At 61.3% G+C, this 18,009-nt stretch carries 17 protein-coding genes; 2 read left to right on the plus strand and 15 right to left on the minus strand.

Going from position 1 to position 18,009, the window contains the following annotated elements:
- Positions 1–162: 162 nt before the first annotated feature.
- From KX928_RS18245 to KX928_RS18265, 5 genes are all read right to left on the minus strand, one after another.
- Positions 163–1,140, minus strand: a complete 978-nt coding sequence (locus KX928_RS18245) for an ABC transporter ATP-binding protein (protein ID WP_219505569.1) — start codon at positions 1,138–1,140, stop codon at positions 163–165.
- Positions 1,137–2,126: an ABC transporter ATP-binding protein gene (locus KX928_RS18250; RefSeq protein ID WP_219505571.1), complete on the minus strand. Its 990-nt coding sequence runs from the start codon at positions 2,124–2,126 to the stop codon at positions 1,137–1,139. The genes KX928_RS18245 and KX928_RS18250 overlap by 4 nt, the downstream gene beginning before the upstream one ends.
- A gap of 3 nt (positions 2,127–2,129) precedes the next feature.
- Positions 2,130–2,975, minus strand: a complete 846-nt coding sequence (locus KX928_RS18255) for an ABC transporter permease (protein ID WP_257883921.1) — start codon at positions 2,973–2,975, stop codon at positions 2,130–2,132.
- A gap of 14 nt (positions 2,976–2,989) precedes the next feature.
- On the minus strand, positions 2,990–3,910 hold the full coding sequence (locus KX928_RS18260; protein ID WP_219505573.1) for an ABC transporter permease: 921 nt from the start codon (positions 3,908–3,910) through the stop codon (positions 2,990–2,992).
- Positions 3,911–3,987: 77 nt separating this feature from the next.
- Positions 3,988–5,583, minus strand: coding sequence for an ABC transporter substrate-binding protein (locus KX928_RS18265; RefSeq protein ID WP_219505575.1), 1,596 nt, complete (start codon positions 5,581–5,583; stop codon positions 3,988–3,990).
- A gap of 200 nt (positions 5,584–5,783) precedes the next feature.
- Here KX928_RS18265 and KX928_RS18270 point away from each other — a divergent pair, with 200 nt between their 5' ends.
- Complete coding sequence (locus KX928_RS18270) at positions 5,784–6,788, plus strand: ketopantoate reductase family protein (RefSeq protein ID WP_219505577.1); 1,005 nt, start codon at positions 5,784–5,786, stop codon at positions 6,786–6,788.
- On the opposite strand, the gene KX928_RS18275 is transcribed toward KX928_RS18270, so the two are convergent.
- The 3 genes from KX928_RS18275 to KX928_RS18285 all read right to left on the minus strand — a co-directional run bounded on the left by KX928_RS18275 (position 6,785) and on the right by KX928_RS18285 (position 10,275).
- The gene (locus KX928_RS18275; protein ID WP_219505579.1) at positions 6,785–7,624 is read right to left on the minus strand and encodes an alpha/beta fold hydrolase; all 840 of its coding nucleotides are present in this window, start codon (positions 7,622–7,624) and stop codon (positions 6,785–6,787) included. The two genes, KX928_RS18270 and KX928_RS18275, sit on opposite strands and share 4 nt — an antisense overlap.
- A gap of 41 nt (positions 7,625–7,665) precedes the next feature.
- Positions 7,666–8,529 carry a lactonase family protein gene (locus KX928_RS18280; RefSeq protein ID WP_219505581.1) on the minus strand — a complete coding sequence of 288 codons (864 nt, stop codon included), beginning with the start codon at positions 8,527–8,529 and terminating at the stop codon, positions 7,666–7,668.
- Positions 8,530–8,670: 141 nt separating this feature from the next.
- Positions 8,671–10,275, minus strand: coding sequence for an ABC transporter substrate-binding protein (locus KX928_RS18285; RefSeq protein ID WP_219505582.1), 1,605 nt, complete (start codon positions 10,273–10,275; stop codon positions 8,671–8,673).
- A gap of 321 nt (positions 10,276–10,596) precedes the next feature.
- On the opposite strand from KX928_RS18285, the gene KX928_RS18290 reads away from it, so the two are divergent.
- Complete coding sequence (locus KX928_RS18290) at positions 10,597–11,604, plus strand: LacI family DNA-binding transcriptional regulator (RefSeq protein WP_219505585.1); 1,008 nt, start codon at positions 10,597–10,599, stop codon at positions 11,602–11,604.
- 134 nt (positions 11,605–11,738) lie between these two features.
- Here the strand turns inward: KX928_RS18290 and KX928_RS18295 are convergent, their stop codons facing one another.
- The 7 genes from KX928_RS18295 to KX928_RS18325 are packed head-to-tail and all read right to left on the minus strand — an operon-like array spanning position 11,739 to position 17,967.
- Entirely contained in the window at positions 11,739–12,401 is a 663-nt protein-coding gene (locus tag KX928_RS18295; protein ID WP_219505587.1) for a cyclase family protein, read from the minus strand.
- Between the two features lie 2 nt (positions 12,402–12,403).
- A complete protein-coding gene (locus KX928_RS18300) occupies positions 12,404–13,690 on the minus strand; it encodes a TRAP transporter large permease (protein ID WP_219505589.1) in 1,287 nt (428 codons plus the stop codon).
- Complete coding sequence (locus KX928_RS18305; protein ID WP_219505591.1) at positions 13,687–14,142, minus strand: TRAP transporter small permease; 456 nt, start codon at positions 14,140–14,142, stop codon at positions 13,687–13,689. The genes KX928_RS18300 and KX928_RS18305 overlap by 4 nt, the downstream gene beginning before the upstream one ends.
- On the minus strand, positions 14,143–15,132 hold the full coding sequence (locus KX928_RS18310; protein ID WP_219505593.1) for a DctP family TRAP transporter solute-binding subunit: 990 nt from the start codon (positions 15,130–15,132) through the stop codon (positions 14,143–14,145). It abuts the gene before it with no gap.
- Entirely contained in the window at positions 15,129–16,043 is a 915-nt protein-coding gene (locus KX928_RS18315) for an amidohydrolase family protein (protein ID WP_219505595.1), read from the minus strand. The genes KX928_RS18310 and KX928_RS18315 overlap by 4 nt, the downstream gene beginning before the upstream one ends.
- A complete protein-coding gene (locus tag KX928_RS18320) occupies positions 16,040–17,512 on the minus strand; it encodes a tripartite tricarboxylate transporter permease (RefSeq protein WP_219505597.1) in 1,473 nt (490 codons plus the stop codon). The genes KX928_RS18315 and KX928_RS18320 overlap by 4 nt, the downstream gene beginning before the upstream one ends.
- A complete protein-coding gene (locus KX928_RS18325; RefSeq protein ID WP_219505598.1) occupies positions 17,509–17,967 on the minus strand; it encodes a tripartite tricarboxylate transporter TctB family protein in 459 nt (152 codons plus the stop codon). Before KX928_RS18325 ends, KX928_RS18320 begins: the two co-directional genes overlap by 4 nt.
- Positions 17,968–18,009: the final 42 nt, after the last annotated feature.

An 18,009-nucleotide genomic window follows, 5' to 3' on the forward strand; every position in this document is an offset into this window, starting at 1 on the left:
GAAAAGCGGTCGCTGCCTGAGCACAGTCTCGACCCGCGCGAAATCACGCTGTTCGGGACATAACCGACCTTGCGAAATGATGATCGAATGTCAGCTTCAGGATTGAAATTGCGCATTCGCCTTGCGATCATTTAGTCGTCCGGCCTGACCCTGTGTCGGCAATTAGGGGTCTATGTGACAGCTCATCACGTGATCGGGCGACCCAAGTTCTTTCAGCCTGGGCGGCACGGTCTTGCAGATATCGCCAATGACACTCTGGCATCTGGGATGAAAGGGGCAGCCGGTTGGCGGATTCACGGGGGACGGCACATCGCCGCGCAGGATGATGGCCTCGTGCGGGGTATCGACCCTCAGTGGCAGGGCTGCGGATAAGAGCGCCTGTGTATAGGGATGCTGGGGCGCGTCGAACATCTGGTCGGTCGGACCGATCTCCACCAGTTTGCCCAGATACATCACTGCGATCCTGTCCGCCATGAAGCGCGTTGTGCCCAGATCATGCGCGACCACGACATAACTGCAGCCGACATCCTGCTGAAGATCCTTGAAGAGGTTCATGATCTGCGACCGGATCGAGACATCGAGCGCCGACACCGGTTCGTCCAGAATGATCAGCTTGGGTTTGGCGATGATCGCACTGGCAATGGCGATCCGCTGGCGCTGCCCACCGGAAAACTCATGCGGATAGTATTTTGCCTGCTCAGGCCGCAGGCCCACGGCAATTAATGCCTCGTCCACCCGGCGTGTAAGTTCCCCCTTGGTCAGATTGTCGTTTATGACAAGGGTTTCGGCCACGATGTCAAAGACCCGCATGCGCGGGCTCAGCGACGCCCATGGGTCCTGAAAGACCGCCTGAACGTTAGTGCGGAACCTGCGCATCTCGGCCTTGGACATCGTTGCGATATCCTTGCCTTCGATCTCTACCGAGCCGGATGTCGGCTCCAGCAGGCGCAGCAGCATCCGGGCCAACGTGGTCTTGCCGCAGCCGGATTCACCGACCAGCGCCAGGGTTTGCCCATGCGCCAGACTGAAACTCACATCATCGACGGCACGCACGATGTGTTCCTGCCGCCCCAGCAGCCCGTGCGGTATCGGAAAATGCTTGGTCAGCCCGGATACATTTAAAATCGATGGAGGGCTCATCTGTCTCGCCCCATGTTCCAGCAGGCGGCCAGATGGGTGTCGGCCCCGCTCAGCCCGGCGTCGTGTTGTGGCACCTGGTGCGTGCAGATGTCCCGCACATAGGGGCAGCGTGGCGCAAAGCTGCAGCCTTTGCGATCCACGGACAATGCCGGAGGTTGCCCATCGATGGCATAGAGGCGGTCCACCTTTTGATCGACACTGGGCACGGATTTCAGCAAGGCCTCGGTATAGGGATGGGAGGGCGCGCGGAACACATCCGCAACCGTACCGGATTCCACGATCTTGCCGCCATACATGACCACCAGCTTGTGGCAGAGCTTGGCGACAATCCCCAGATCATGGGTGATGAAGATGATGGCGGTGCCGGTCTCTTCCTGAATGTCGCGCAGCAGCTCCAGATATTGCAGCTGGATGGTGACATCCAGCGCCGTGGTGGGTTCATCCGCGATGATGACCTTGGGCGCGCCCGCGATCGCAATCGCACCGACCACGCGCTGCTTCATACCCCCGCTCATCTGGTGCGGATATGCGTGAACGCGGCGCTCGGCATCGGCAACGTTGACCTGTCTGAGCAAATCGACCACGCGGCCCAGCAGCGATTTGCGCGGGGTGCCGGGATTATTGATCTGCAACGCCTCGATCACCTGATTTCCAATCGTGAAGACCGGGTTGAGCGAGGTATGGGGATCCTGCAGAATCATGCCGATGTCGCGCCCGCGGACCTTGGCGATCTCCTCCTCCGGCAGGCCGACGAGATCGGTTTGGTCCAGCAGGATCTCACCGCTTTCGATCCGTCCGATGGGTTGCGGCAGGACCTGCATGATCGACAGCGCCGTCATTGACTTGCCGCTGCCGGATTCGCCCACGATGCCCAGAGTTTCGCCAGCGCCCACATCGAAGCTGACGTCATCGACAACCGGCACAGACCCGGTTGCCAGATCCAGAACAGTGCGAAGATTTTTGACTTGGAGAACGGACGCACCCATGGATCACACCTGCCGCAGTTTCGGGTCGAGCCAGTCGCGTAGGCTGTCGCCCAGCATATTGACTGACAGCACCGTAAGCAGAATGGCCATGCCCGGAAAGAACGAGATCCACCAGCTCGAGACGATCAACTGGCGGCCATCCGCCACCAGCAGCCCCCAGGCCGGGATCGGGCGCGGAATGCCGATGCCGAGAAAGCTGAGCGTCGCCTCAAGCACAATCACGACCCCGATCTGAAGCGTCGCCAGCACGACGATGGTGTTGATGATATTGGGCAGGATGTATTTGCGCAGAATGCGGATGTCCGAGGCCCCGGCTACGCGGGCGCGCGCGACGAAATCGCGCTCTCTCAAGATCAGGGTTTCGGCCCGTACCTGACGGGCGAAGAACCCCCAGATGACGAAAACGACAACGAGGATGACGAGCTGGAAACTCGGCCCCGAAACGGAGGCCAGCGCCAGGGCCAGCAGGATGCTGGGCAGCGCGAAGGTGATATCGACCACCCGCATGATAAGCGCATCGACCACGCCGCGCACATATCCGGCAATCAGGCCCAGTACCGTACCGACAATGGCCCCCAGGATGATCCCCACAAGCGAGATCACCAGCGCATAGCGGGCGCCGTGCATGATGCGGCTGAGGATGTCCCGGCCAAGCCGGTCGGTGCCCAGAATGAATTCGGCGGTCCCGCCGAAAAACAGTGGCGGTTGCAGGCGATTGCGCAGATAGGCCTTGAACGGGTCATGCGGTGCGATAACATCCGCCAGCAGCGCCGGCATGACAAGCACGAGCATCAGGACAGCGATGGGCAGTATCGGCAGCCGACCCAGAAATCTTGGTGTATTTGCCATTTGCGCAGCCCCCGTCAACTGAAGCGGATGCGGGGATCGACCACCGCGTAAAGGACATCGACAAGGAAATTTGCCAGAAGGTAGAAGACCGCGAAGAACATCACCACGGACTGCACAACCGGGAAGTCGCGCCCGCGGATGGCGTCGATCGCCAGAAGGCCGGTCCCCGGCCAGGCAAAGACCGTTTCCACCACCACCGACCCGGTCAGCAGCGATCCCGCCAGAACGCCGAAATAGGTCACCGGCACGATGGCTGCATTGCGAAAGGCATGCTTCCAGATCACAGAGCGTTCATTGACGCCCTTGACCCGCGCCAGCTTGACGTATTCGGTATCCAGAACCTCCAGCATGGCCGAGCGGGTCAGCCGGGTCAGGGCCGCGATCTGGAACCAGGCCATCGCGATGGCAGGCAGGATCATGTAAGATAGCCCGCCGTAGCCGGATGTCGGAAACCAGCCCAGCATCACGGCAAAGATCCACATCAGGATGATGCCCAGCCAGAAGGCGGGAAAGGACTGCCCCAGAAGCGCGATGACACCAGCCATGCGATCAAAGACCGAGCCGCGCCAGACCGCGCTGAGCACACCCAGCGGGATCGCCACGACCACGCTGATCAGAACGGCGAGCCCGCCCAGCTTCAGCGTGGCGGGCAGACGCTCCAGCACAACTGCGGCGGCCGTGTTGCCCTTCCACTTGGTCGAGTCGCCGAAATCTCCGACAGCCGCGTTTTGCAGGAAGGTCAGATACTGCACGTAATAGGGCCGATCCAGCCCCAGATGTTCGGTCAGGGAATCGATCTGCTGTTGCGTCGCATCATCCGGCAAAAGCGCATCGATCGGGCTGCCCGTCAGATGGCTGAGGCTGAACACAATAACGGTAATCACAAAGAGAGCGATCAGCATGTGCGACAGTCTTGTGAAAATGAAACGAAGCATTCAGCGGGTCCGGGCTCTGGTTCGGTTCTAAATGATCCGGACCGGTAGTCGGGTCCGGATCAGGGGCTGCAAGCGGCTCAGTTTGCCGGAACGATGGATCCGAAATGGCTGACGCCAACCGACGTCGTGCCGGGGAAGGTCCAGGCGCTGACGGTCTCGGGGTTCACGATGACCTCAGCCGAGATGCTGGCCAGAGGCGCCACGGCGTATTGCTCGAACACGCGGGTGAAGATCGCACCGGCCAGTTCGTTCCGCTCGTCAACGTCGATGGAAACCATGTATTTCTCCATCAACCCTTCGATGACTTCATCCTCGTAGTTGTTCCGGGGTCCGCCGGTCGCGGAGTAATAGTTCCGGATGCCCACAGCGCTGGGTTTGACCGGAAGATTGCGCATCGGGTGGAACATCTTGGCTTCACGCGCGCTGCGCAATCCACCAAGGCTCGCCCAATCCATCTCGACGATTTCGGTCTGAAAGCCCGCCTCATCAAGGAACACCTGCATCAGTTCCGCCATGGCCGGGAATTCCGGATTGCCCGCCAATGTCGATGACAGGATCGGGATTACCGGGTTCGAGAAACTCTCGGGGTAGCCTGCTTCGGCCATCAGCGCCTGGGCCTTTTCCAGATCATAGCCATAGGCTGCCTCAAACCGCTCCGCCAGCTCGGGCACATAGCCCTCATGGCGCGGATCCATTCCGAAGACGGGAAGGATCTCGGCCCGCCCATCATAGAGCACATCGATCACCGCCTGCCGGTCGATAGAGCGGTTGATGGCCTCGCGGATACGAATATCCAGCCAGGGCAGCGTTTCATCGAGACCGTCGTATCCGGGCAGAAGGAAAGTGCCGTTAAAAAGCATCGTGGTCTGGTTGGACGCATTGGTAGAGGGGATGGCCTTGAACCCTGCGCCAAGCGCGTCCCCCTGCAACTCCCGCGGCAGGATGACGATATCGGCCTCCTTGGACAGCAGTTGCGCCAGTGTCGTTGCGGGCTCGGCCACAAAGTTCAGTTCCAGCCGGTCATACTGCGCGTCCTGCCCCGACCAGTGGTTCTCGACCTTTTCAAACGTCAGCCCCTGACCAATGTTACGCTCCACATATTGCAGATTGGCGGTGCCAGCGGGTTTCGCATCATAGCCCTCCAGCCCTTCCTTATCGAACTGCGCCTTGGAATAAATGACCAGTGATCCGCGTCCGCCGTGCACGAACAGGAAATCAACCTGTGGCGCGGGCAGGGTGAATGTCACGGTATGGTCGTCAATCGCTTCGGCCACGGCACCTTCAAGCTGGCTGATGCCGTTCAAGGTCGTATCAGGCCCAGTGTGCAGCGCAAGACTATGCACCACGTCGGCGGCGGTCACGGCCCCCCAGCCAAAGTGGAACTCAGCCTCGGGCTTCAGTTTGAAGGTCCACACGGTGAAATCATCGTTGTGGCTCCAGCTTTCTGCAAGGCCACTGTTGTCATAGGCACCGGTTACGGGGTCATGACCGACAAGACCCTGCATCGACGGGCCAAGCGCAAAGTCCCCCGGCGTGTTCCAATAGCGGTTGGTTTCGACGGCCGGCGGGCTCATCACCATTTCGATTGTCTGCGCCTGCACCGGCACAGTCCCGACCGCTGCAATCAGAAACGAACCAAGCACGGCCGGTGTTATCAGCTTAAGTGTAAACATAGCATCCTCCCAGATGGTCTTGTCGATATTCCATTCATGCCGCTTGACGCTCGAACCTGAATTGCCAGAGTTCGAAAAAGCGGCATTTTTTGTGGTCTTTTGGTTAGGTTATCGATAACTTTTCCTAGATTAGGGAAAGGACCGCTTATGTCAACACACTTGTCAGAAACGACCCTCGTGTCAGTGGAATCGGACCGATCATGCGCATTCTAGTGCTTGGGGCCGGGGCGGTCGGCGGGTTTCTTGCCGGTGGTTTTCACGAAAACGGCCACGCGGTCAGCGTCCTGGCGCGAGGAACGCATCTTGCCGCCATCAAGGCGCACGGCCTGCGCGTGCGGCACGCAGACGGGCGAGAGATCTGCTGCAATGTGACGGCAACGGACGATCCCCGCGAACTGGGCGATCAGGACCTGATCGTGACCACGGTCAAGGCCCCTGCCCTTGCGGGCGTGCTTGCTGCCTGCGAACCGCTGCTGCGGCGGGGTATGCCGGTCGTCACCGCCATGAACGGCGTGTTCTGGTGGTACGGGACCGGCTTTGCGGGGGCCGGCCAGCCGCCGGACTGCGCGCGGCTCGATCCCGATGGGACGCTGGCACGGCTGGTGCCTGCGGATCAGGCGGTGGGCATGGTGATCCACTCGACCAATCAGGTCGTGGAGCCCGGCCTGATCCAGAACAGATCGGCGCGCAATCGCTTCGTGATCGGCGCCGCCACCCGCGCCGGGGCGGATCGGATAGAGGCGATGCTGCCGTCCCTGCAGGGTCCGGGCACCCGGTTCGAGTTTGAGCGGGATCTGCGGCGCACCATGTGGCACAAGCTGTTGCGAAACCTGTCCTCCGCCCCCGCATCGGTACTAACCGGCGGCATGGCCTATCAGGTGCTGAATGATCCTGACGCGCAACCGGTGGCGCGTGCGCTGTTTCTGGAGGGGGCCGCGGTGGCGCGCGCCCACGGGTTCGACGGCCTGGGCGACGATGTGGCCAGGGTCTTTGCGCCCGGCGCAGGGGCGCATCAGAAGCCCTCGATGAGCCAGGATGTCGATCTGGGCCGTCCGATGGAGATCGACACGATGCTGCGGATCGTTCAGGATTTCGGCCGCCAGACCGGGGTTCCCACGCCGACGCTGGACGTGGTGATCGGCCTTGTGATCCTGCGCGCGCGCCTTGCCGGAGGGTATCCGCCGGCCGGAGGCGCAGACCCCTAGCCCGTCCCTTTCGCCGCAAGCGTACCTGCAAAGGCCACGAGGTCATCGACAAACCGTTGCGGATGTTCCGCATGCAGCGAATGCCCGCCGTCCGGATAGACAACGGTTTGCACATCCGGGATAAGGGCCAGAATGTCGTCCACATCGTTCTGGATTCGAAACAGCCGGTCATGCAGACCGGTCAGGACCAGCGTCGGAATGCTCAGCCTGGCCCATGGCACGCCCCAGTCGGCCATGTGGACGCCTTCGGCCAGACGACGGCGCGGGTGCTCGGGTGGCCAGGGCGTATAGCCCTCCGCCGGCAGATGCGACGGGCGCAGTATTTCCAGTTGATCACATCCCGACAGAACCGGGCGCAGGACATCCAGCACCAGCGGCATGCCCCCCATGGCGATCAGCCGCGCCTCCAGCGCATTGATCCAGTCCACCTGCGCCCCGGGTTTGCGCAGGGTGTTTACCAGCACCATGGCGTCGGCCGCAGCCCCGTTCAGCCAGGATCGCACCGCAAAGAGACCACCGATGGACAGGCCTACGAGGATCGGATTTACCGGCTGCACGCGCGTCAGCGTGAAACCGATATCCGAGATGATCTCGTCGGGGTCAAGCCTGGCCGCCGCGCCATATCGCGACCGGCCCTGACCGCGATAGTCGAACGACAGCGTCCCGAAACCCTTGGTGCGCAGAAGGGGCGCGATCCGGTCTTCCCAGACGGCGGTCGACGCGCCCATCGAATTGAGAAACACAAAGGTCGCCCTGCCGTCTCTCGGGGAGGTATGGATAACATGGATGGCATTTTCGCCGTCAATTTCGATAAAGCTCGGGTCACCTTGTTTCATTCTGAACGTCTCTTCCGGTGTTGATCTGGCTGTCGTGGCGGTCACAGGATCTCGGCCCAGCCCGGCTCTGCCCCCGTGGGCAGGTCCATGACGTGTCGGGGGGCGGCCAATGCCTCCGACACATCGAAAAGCGCGATGCGGCAGCCCTTGAGCGCGCTCAGGACAACGAAACGGCCGGTCGGTGTCACGTCGAAGCAGTGCGGGTTCCCGGGCGTCGGGACGGTATGGCGGTCGGACATACGCCCGCTGACCGGGTCGATTTTCCAGGCGGCCAACGTGTCGCTGCGCCGTTCGGAGGCGAGGTGACGGCACCCGCCCCGGCTTGCAGAGTGATCTCGGGCGGTGAACTCGGGGTGAAACCGCCCGGTTTTTTCATCGAAGAGCAGGCTGGCCAGCACGTCCGAGCTGAGGCTTGGCACATAGGCGCAGCGGTTGGTGGGGTCGGTCAGGATCTGATGCGCACCGGGCAGCGGCACCGCCGATGCGCTTGCGCGGGGCTGGACATGGCCGCGCGCACCGATCGGATAGGCGACCACGAGACCAGAGGGCTCGGACGCGCCGGTGAGGAACCTTCCGGTCTGATCGACCGGGATGTGCGGCAGCTGAGCCATGACGGGCGTGCTGGACATATGCGTCAGAAGGCCCGTGACAGGGTCGATGGCATAGGCGTCCACAAGGTCTTTCCGGGGGCCGCTCTGATCGCCGTAGACTGCGGCGTAAAGCCGTTGTCGGTCCGGCGACTGCGCAAGTGGCAAACCCCGCCGGACCAGACACTCGCCCCGCCTGGAAAGCCTGATCGTCTGGACCGGTTCCAATGCGCCGGTCACGTCATCGCCCGAAAAGACATTGATCTCGGTGCCCGACAGGCAGGAGACACAAGCGGTATAGCTGCGCGCGTCGGTCACGCGCGGCCCTGTCCCGGACCATGCAAAGGGTGAACGCAGCACATCATTCTGACGTGGGTCCTCGGCAACCGGATACGGCCTCTGCGCGATCCGGGGGCGGACCACCTGCCCCACCCCGGGATCCCAAGGATCATGGCGGCGCTATTTCTGCGCGCTCTTGATCAGATGCCAATGGCTGACGCTGTTGGTCGTCACACCTGGGAAGGTCCAGTCAGCCACCACGGTCGGGTCGACCGCAACCTCGGCATGCACCGTTGCAAGCGGCATGTCGGCATATTGCTCGAACAGATAGGTGAAGCCCTCGGCCGCTATCGCGTGACGCTTGTCGGGATCGATGGTCGCTTCCAGCGTGTTGGCAAGGCCCTCGATCTTGTCATCCTCAAAGCCGCCATAGGGCGTGCCGCGCTCGGTATGAAAATTGACCAGCGCCGCCTCGGTCGGCCGCAAAGGGGCGTTGCGTACCGGGCTGATCATGTAGCTTTCCCGGGCCCGGCCCATGGACCCCAGCGTGGGCCAGTCCATCTCGACGATCCTGGTTTGCAGGCCAACCGCATCGAAATAGACCTGAAGCAATTCGGACATTACCGGGAATTCCGGGTTGCCGTTCAGGGTCGAAGAGACGATGGGGATGACCGGATCCGGGAAGGCGTCCGGATAACCGGCTTCTTCCAGCAGCGCCCGGGCCTTTTCCGGATCGTAGCCGTACATGTCCTCGAAACGGTCGAAGAGTTCGGGCACGAAGCCTTCGTTGCGCGAATCCATCAGCCAGCTGACGGCCGGCTCGGCGCGACCATCATACAGCACATCAATCATCTCCTGGCGGTTGAGCGCCCGGTTCATCGCCTCGCGCACCAGCACATTGGACCACGGCAGATCGGGGTTGAATGCAGGATCACCCGATTTGCCATACATGCCGTTGAAGATCGCTCCCGTGGCCATCGCCGGATTTTTCGACGAAATCACCTTCTTGCCCGCGTCCAGAGCCTGCCCCTGAAGCTCACGCGGGATGCTGGCGATGCTTGCTTCGCCCGACAGCAAGAGGGCGAGGATCGTTGCCTGCTCCTGCACATAGCGCAATTCCAGTACCTCAAAGTCAGGCTGTACCCCCTGCCAGTGATCGGGGACCCGCTCGAATGTCACGCCGACACCGGGCTTGCGTTCGACATATTGGTAAGGAGCGGTCCCCGCAGGGCGGGTATTGTAGCCCTCAAGCCCCTCGGCCTCGTATTGCGCCTTGCTGTAGATCACCAGCGATCCGCGACCGGCATGTTGAAACGCGTAGTCGGTGCGTGGCGTATCGAATGTGAAGATGATGGTGTGATCATCGATAACTTCGACGGATTTAGCCCGCAGCAGTTCCAGCGAGTTGATGGTGCTGTCAGGGCCGGTCGTCATCTCGTAGCTGTGCAGGACATCCGCTGCCGTGACCTTGCCCCACCCGTAGTGGAACTCGGCATCTTTCTTCAGCTTGAAGGTCCATTCGGTGAATGTCTCATCTGCAGACCATTCCTTGGCGAGCTCGGAGTTATCGTATTTGCCAGTGATCGGATCATGCCCGACGAGCGCCTGGAATGAAGGCAGTCTCTCCCCGGTGCCACCCCAGAACAGATTGGATTCGTTTTGCGGCACGGTTGTCGCGAAAACAACACGGTCTTGGGCAAAGGCTGACGTTGATATGCACAACGTCACAACCGCGCCGACCAAGGCCGATTTCAGCGGCGCTCCCCTGCTTTCAAGAAGTCTCATTTGTATTTCCTCCCAGTGTTTTTGCATGGCTGCGTCTTTGGGTCGGGTTTGCTGCAGCTTCTTTCCCCGACGTGTTCGCAAAATCTCTTTTGCGCGTTTGCCGAAATTGCTATCCCGGAACGAATGGTCGCGATCACAGTTGCCACCACCAGGACCAGCGCGTCGATCGTTTGCACGCCGGAAACGCTGCAAGATCCGCGCCTTTTTCTCCAATCAGGATTATCGATAACCTAACGTTGAGTCAACTATCCCACCTTTGCATGGCGATGTGTTGTCCGGGGCGGGATTTGAGACTACGCTCCGCGCATGAACGGACCGGCAATGCACAAAAAGAGAATAACACTGGCTGATGTCGCGGCGCGCGCAGGCGTCAGTCAGATGACCGCGTCAAAGGTGTTGCGCGGCACCGGGAGCATCTCTGAAGAAACGCGAAAACGGGTCAAACTGGCGGCAAGCGATCTGGGGTATGTCCCCAACCTTTTCGCCGGTTCCTTGAGTTCGAGATCAAGCAACATCGTCGCTGTCGTTTTGCCATCAATCAACGACGCGGTGTTTGGTGAGGTCGTGGCCGGTATCAACGATGTGCTGCGCCCGGAAGGATATGTGACATTTATCGGAGAGTCGCATTTGAACCCGCAAACCGAAGAGACGATCATTCAAACCGTCCTCTCGATGCAGCCGGCTGGAATCATCCTGACCGGCGGGATACACAGAACGGCCAAGGCCGACCAGTTGCTGGAAAGCTGGGCATGTCCGATCATTCAGATCTGGGATGAGGAAGACGAACACTATGATGGTTGCGTCGCACCCGATCACGCCAATGCCGGGCGTCTGACGGCGCAGCATTTCATCGACCGGGGCGTCAAACAGCCTGCATATATTGGAGCCGAATTGGGAAAGGACATATGCGCCGCCCGTCGGTTCGAAACGTTCAGACAGACCATCATCGAGGCGGGGCTGGATCTGGTCGAAGTGATTGCTGAGGACTTGCCGCGGCAGCCGGGTACAGGCCGGACGCTGGTTGCCGACCTGATGCAAACACATCCGCACACGGACGCCATATATTTCCTGAACGACGCAATGGCGACCGGCGGGCTCTCCTGGCTTCACGAGACCTCGTACCACGTGCCCGAACAGGTGGCCGTTGCGGCATTCAACGGAACATCATTGGCACATGCCGTCCGGACACGCTTGACGACCGTACATGTTGAACGCTTGAAACTTGGCGAGGTCGCGGCAAGGGCCTTGCTTCAGTCTATCGACACCCGATCGGCGGAAAAAATACGTGAGATCTTCTATCTGGAACTGTCGAGAGGCAATACGTCGTAGCCGCGCATCCTGAGGGACAGGCGGTTGTTGCGCGGGCTGTATGTCACGGTCTCAAGGGTGATCTGCCGGTCCGCATCGACCGGATTGAGCAATCCCGATCGCCCGGGATGTACCGCAGCCAGAGCGCCCCAACCTCAGCCAGCCCAGGCGACGACACGCGCCGGGGCGCCATCGCTGGTGGGCAGCTTCAGAGGCAGGGCCGCGAATTGGACGGTCTCTTCGGATAGTTGCATCGTGCCGGTCAGGTATTCGATCAGCGTGATCCCGTTGCGCAACAAAATGTCGTGAGAGACGTGCTCTTCAATCGGTGGCATCTCGCCGGCGAGCACCCTGCGGATCGTGTGGTCCTGCGGGAAGTCAAAGGCGACAGAGGTCGGGTTGCGCTCTCGCAGCCAGTGGCAGGCTTCGGCGGACAGATAAGGCGCGTCGCGCCAATACTCCGACCTGCGCCAATCCCGTTGGGTGTCCCAGCAGGTGCGGAAAAGGGCAATCTGACCTGGACGCAGATGCGCCGCTGCCCGGTCCAGATGCCGGGCGGTGATTTCCTCGTTCGGCGCAATGTCCGACAGGTTGATCACCGCTGCCTGTCCCATCACGTTCGACAGCTCCAGCGCGTCGGTCGTCAACCCACCCGGAACCATATGGCAGGGCGCATCGAGATGGGTGAACGCATGGCATGAGACACCGAAGGAAGTGACTTCGAAGACGTCACCCACCGCAAAATCACCATTCCTCTTGCGCTCAAGCGGCCAGCGAAAATGGCCGGTTTCCATGGGCATGGTCAGGTCATAAATCACAGTCATCCTCCCGAATAGAACTGCGGCAAGGTCAGGACGAGCGCAGGAAAGCACAGGCACAGGACCAGGGCCGCAAAGAGTGCGCCGAGAAACGGCAGACTTTCCCGGATCACCACCTCTGGTTTTTCGTTTGCAATATAGGCAGACAGATAGATCAGATAGCCCACCGGCGGCGTGGTCAGTCCGATCATCAGGTTCAGCACGATCAGGACGCCAAAATGAATAGGATCAACGCCGATGTCCTGCATGATCGGCAACAGAACCGGCACCGTCACCACAAGACCTGCGAGCGGGTCCATGAAAAGGCCGATCAAAAGGACGAAGATCATGGCCATGACGAGCACCCAGAACGGATCATCGCTGATGGAAAAGATCAGGTTTGCCGCCGTAGTGGAAACCTTCAGATCTGCGACGATCCACGCAAAGACTGACGAGGCGCCGACGATAACCAGGACCGTCGCGCTGCCTTTTGCGGCGACCACCAACGCCTCGCCGCACCCCGCCCAGGTCAGTTCGCGGAACCAGAATTTGCCGACCGCAAAGGCGTAGGCCACGGCGACGGCACCTGCCTCGGTCGCGGTCATGACGCCGCCCAGAATGCCGCCGACGATAATCACGGGCGTCGCCAGCGCCACCAGCGCAGACGCCCCCGCGCGCAGGATGGCCCCAAAGCCCTGCCAGTGCCCTGCCGGATACCCGCGCCTGAGCGCGACGACATAGACCATCACCATCAGGCAAAGCGCCACCAGAAGTCCGGGAAGAATGCCCGCCAGAAACATCTTGCCCACCGATTGCTGGGCCAGCACCGCATAGACAATCATCGGGATCGAGGGCGGAATGATCGGGCCAATGACGCTTGAGCATTGCGTTACCGCCGCCGCGAAGCCCCGCGAAAACCCGGCCTTTTCCATGGCGGGCACCATCACCGATCCGATGGCCGCGGTATCGGCCACGGCCGAGCCGGAGATGCCGGAGAAAAACACAGACGAGGCCACGTTGACATGGCCAAGCCCGCCTCTGATATGACCGACGCAGGCCTCGGCGAAAGCGACGATCCGGCGTGTCACGCCGCCGCGGTTCATTAGTTCTCCGGCCAGAAAGAAGAAGCCGACCGCCAGAAGCAGAAAATTGTCGATCCCCGACAGAAACAGCTGCGCAATGATCTCAAGCGGCACGTAATCACGATAGATGAGAAGCGCCAGCGTCGAGGACAGCAGGATCGCAAAGACCAGATGCACACCCAGAAGCGACAGCCCGATCATCGCACCAAGCAAAACCAGAAGCGTCATACTCCGGGCTCCTCGCGCGGGGGAGTAAGGCTGCGCCAGACGAGGACGACCGCCCAGAATGATCCACCCAGGATCGCGGCCCAGAAGTACCACGACTTTGAGATGCCAAGTGTCAAATATCGGTCAGAGCCAAAGACCGCATGCATCGTCCACCCGCCCCAGACGACCAGCCCCAGAGCAGCAACCCCCGCAATCACGCCAAGCCGTGCCAGCGCGGGCCGCAGGCGGGGTTTGTCCGCAATCAGCCCGATGCGCATGTGATCCGCCCCGGCAGCGGCCAGAAGGATCACCCAGACATAAAGCAGCCGATTCGCCTCTTCGGCCCAGATGATCGAACTGTTCAGGACATAGCGGGCAAAGACCTGACTGACGGTCAAAACGACCACCGCCAACATCAACCCGCCCACGATGATGCGCCACAGGCGCACCACCAGAGTTACAAGACCCGTCATTTATCTGGCCAACGCATCGACTTTTTGCAGCAACGCGTCGCCGAACTTCTCGACATAGGCCACGCGTGTTTGCTCTGCGACCGCGTCACGGAAAGCGGCCACGTCGGGCACCCTAACGACCTCGACACCGGCGTCGATCATCGCCTGCAGGCTGCCCTCTTCCTTCGCCGCGTTCAGCGCGCGCTCATAGGACGCAGAGAGTTTGGCCGCGACACGCAGCGCTTGCTGATACTCGGGGTTGAGCTTGGCAAACCGGCCATAGTTCATCACCAAGGGCGCTGCCGTATAGGCATGCGCCGTCAGCGACAGATGCTTTTGCACCTCATGCAGTTTGGAGGCGTAGATATGATTAACGGGATTTTCCTGACCGTCGATCGTGCCGGTCTGCAGCGCTGAATAGACTTCGGAAAACGGCATCGGTGCAGGGTTTGCGCCGAGGATCTGGAACGCCTCCAAATGAGCCGGATTGGGCGTGGTGCGCAATTTCAGACCGGCAAGATCCGCAGGCGTCGCGACGGGCCGCGTGTTGTTGGTCAGATTGCGAAAGCCGATCTCCCAGAAGGCAAGCCCTTGCAGGTTCGACTGGTTGATCGATGACATCAGCGCCTCGCCCACCTCACCATCCATCACCGCGTAGGCGTGTTCAGCCGACTGAAACAGGAACGGCAGATCAAGCAGGTTCACCTGCGGGGCAAAGGCGGTGAAATAGGGGTTGCCGACCAACACAAGGTCGATCGAACCCAGCCGCGCCCCTTCCAGCATGGTCGGCGAATTACCAAGCTCGCCTGCCGGGTGCAGTGACACCTCGACGTTCCCGCCGGTCATGTTCTCGACCGTGAATTTAAAGTGTTCCGCCGCCAGATAGGCCGTGTCGCCGGGTTTGGCATAATGGCCAAACCGCAGCGTGACTTCCTGTGCGAAAGCCGTGCCGGCAAGGGTCAGCCCAGCCAGGGCCAGCCCCAGTGTTTTCAGTGTGCTGCGTCGTTTCATGTATTCCTCCTTCTGTTGTCGTTTGGCATCATGCCGATGCCGTAAATGCGTGCCGCAGTGCCGAAAAAAAGCGCGTCACGCGCGGGTTCGCCGTAATCCTGGGTGGCGATGTCGAAGCCTGAGAAGATTGTGTCGAAAGACCCGCAGAGCCCGTCCACCGGAAAATTCGAGGCGAACATGGCGCGGTCAGGGCCAAAGATATCAATGGTCCGGCGGATGATTTCGCGGTTGTCTTCCAGACACCACGGACGATCCGGCAGGCCAAGGCCCGAGATTTTGACAACCACCTGCGGCAGCCTTGCAATCGCCTCCATCGCGGCGCGCCAGCCCGCCAGCCCTTCTGCTGAGCGGTCTGATGGCAGGCCGGTATGGTTGAGGATGATCGGCACCTCCGGGGCCAGATCGGCCAGCGCGGGCACCTCGCTCAGGTGCCACCAGGGCGCTTGCAGGTCAAACATCAGTCCCGCTTTGGCAAGCTTTTTGAAGCCCCGGCGATAGGCCGCATCGTTCATCCCGCCGGGTGCTCCCCCGGGGGCGGCATTGGCGCGGGGTTTGTGGCGGACGGATTTCACGATGGGCAGCGGCGCGATCGCGTCCAGCACGGCACTCAGGTCATCGCGATCCAGCCAGGCCTGGGCCACATGCGCTGCGGGGCGTCCCGTGGCATCCGCGACACCCTGCATCCACAGCGCCTCTCCGGTCGGGTCGGCCGGGTCCCACTCCCCCTCCATCGTGACGCTCGCCACGACATCCCAGCCGCCCGCGGCCGCGTCGTACTCCGCAGCCATGAAACGGCCCCGGATCGCCGAATAGTCCCCATAGCGGAAGGGGATCATCGGCGCGTCGCGCAACCACGGGTGATAGTTTCGGTCCGGGTCCCAGAAGTGGTGATGGGCGTCGATCAGTCTCATGTGCGGATCCGCACGAGTTTAACAAGGGGCCAGATCCAGACGGCCAGCACTGTCAGCCCCAAGGCCGTGGCAATCGGGCGCGAGACGAAGATCAGCAGATCACCATCCGATTTCAGCATCGAGGTGACGAAATTGAACTCAAGCATGCCACCCAAAACGATACCAAGAATGGCGGGAGCCACGGGGATGCCGTTTTCCTCGAACAGCCACCCGATCAGCCCGAAGAGCAGCATGACGACAACGCCGAAGGCGGTGTTGTTGATCGCAAAGCTGCCGACGATGCAGCAGGCGAACACCACTGGCAGGTAGTAGGCCGCTTTGATTGTCAGCAGATGGCGCGATGCCCGGATAATGAGCCAGCCAAAAGGGATGAGCAGCAGGTTGGCCAGAAAGAATGCGATGAAGATCGCATAGACCAGTTCAGGCGTCTTGGTGAAGATGATCGGGCCGGGCTCCAACCCCTTGAGATAGAGCACACCGATCACGATGGCCGTGATGCTATCGCCTGGGATGCCGAAAACCAGCGTTGGCACCCAGGCGCTGGAGAGCGCGCCATTGTTGGCAGCCCCTGCTTCGATGATGCCCTCATCATGGCCCTCGCCGAATTTTTCGGGCGTCTTCGAACGGCGCTTGGCCACCGCATAGGCCACCCAGGCCGCGATATCCGCCCCGGCCCCCGGCAAGGCACCGATCATGGACCCCGTGAGGCTGCCGCGCAGCAGGTTGGTCCTGCGTCGCGCAAGCGTCGTCCCGAGACCCCGAAACACCGGCCCCATGGTGGGCGGTGTGATCTTGGTCTGGGTTTGCGTGATGTTGCGCAGGATCTCCGGGATCGCGAACATGCCGATCATCGCCGGGATGAAGCTGACCCCGCCCATCAGTTCGGTCGACCCGAAGGTGAAGCGCGGCTGGCCCGCCACCTCGTCGATGCCGATGGACGCCACCCAGAGACCGAAGAGCAGCGACAGCACGCCTTTCAGCGGCGCCCCTGTCGAGACGATGGCGGCGCAGCTCAGCCCAAGCAGGGCCAGCCAGAAATACTCCACGGATGAGAAGTTGGTTGCGAATTTCGCCAGCAAGGGTGCCGCGACCATCAAAAGGATCACGCCGATCACGCCGCCAACGCAGGCCGCCGCCATGGACAGTCCAAGGGCGCGCTCCGGCTGGCCCTGTTTCGCCATCGCGTGGGCGTCCTGCACATAGGCCGCCGACGCCGGGGTGCCCGGAATGCGCAGCAGCGCGCCGGGAATATCACCCGCAAAGATCGCCATGGCTGCCAGTGCCGCAATGGCCGAAATCGCAGGCACAGGGTCCATGAAGAAGGTGATCGGGATCAAAAGCGCAACCCCCATCACAGCCGTGAGCCCCGGAATGGCACCAATGGTCAGCCCAAGAAGGCTCGCGAGGATCACCGTGATCAGCACATCGGCTTGCAAGACCAGCGCCAGAGCCTCTGTCAGAATGCTCATGAGAACCACCCTTCCACCAGCCCAAAGGGGAGCGGGATTCGCAGCAGGACGCTAAAAATCACGTGCAACAGAAGGCTCAACCCAACCGCCACACCAAGCCCGGCCAGCAGCCGACCGCCGGTCACGAGCACAAGAGCGAGGATCAGCAAACCCGTGGCCAGTATGAAGCCCAAATATGGTGCAAGCAGGACCCACGTGATCCCTCCGAGCGGCAAGGCTGCCGCCCGCAGAGCGCGGTGCGACCGCATCCAGTCCGGCAGGGTGATCCACGGTCCGCTGGGGCTGCCGCAGGCCATTGCAACACCGACCAGTGCCAGACACCCTGCGGTAATGCGCGGGAAAAACGCCGAGCCAAACTGTTGGCCCGGTATCGCTCGAAACCCGAAGGTGCCATAGACGATGGCAATTGCGCCGATAACAGCGACAATGCCAATGAAGCGGTTTGAAAACTGCATGGCGGCGCGCCTTTGGGCGGGTGTGAACCGTCCCAAAGGCCC

It is taken from the genome of Roseobacter insulae (assembly GCF_019375555.1).
Taxonomy (GTDB): Bacteria; Pseudomonadota; Alphaproteobacteria; order Rhodobacterales; family Rhodobacteraceae; genus Roseobacter; species Roseobacter insulae.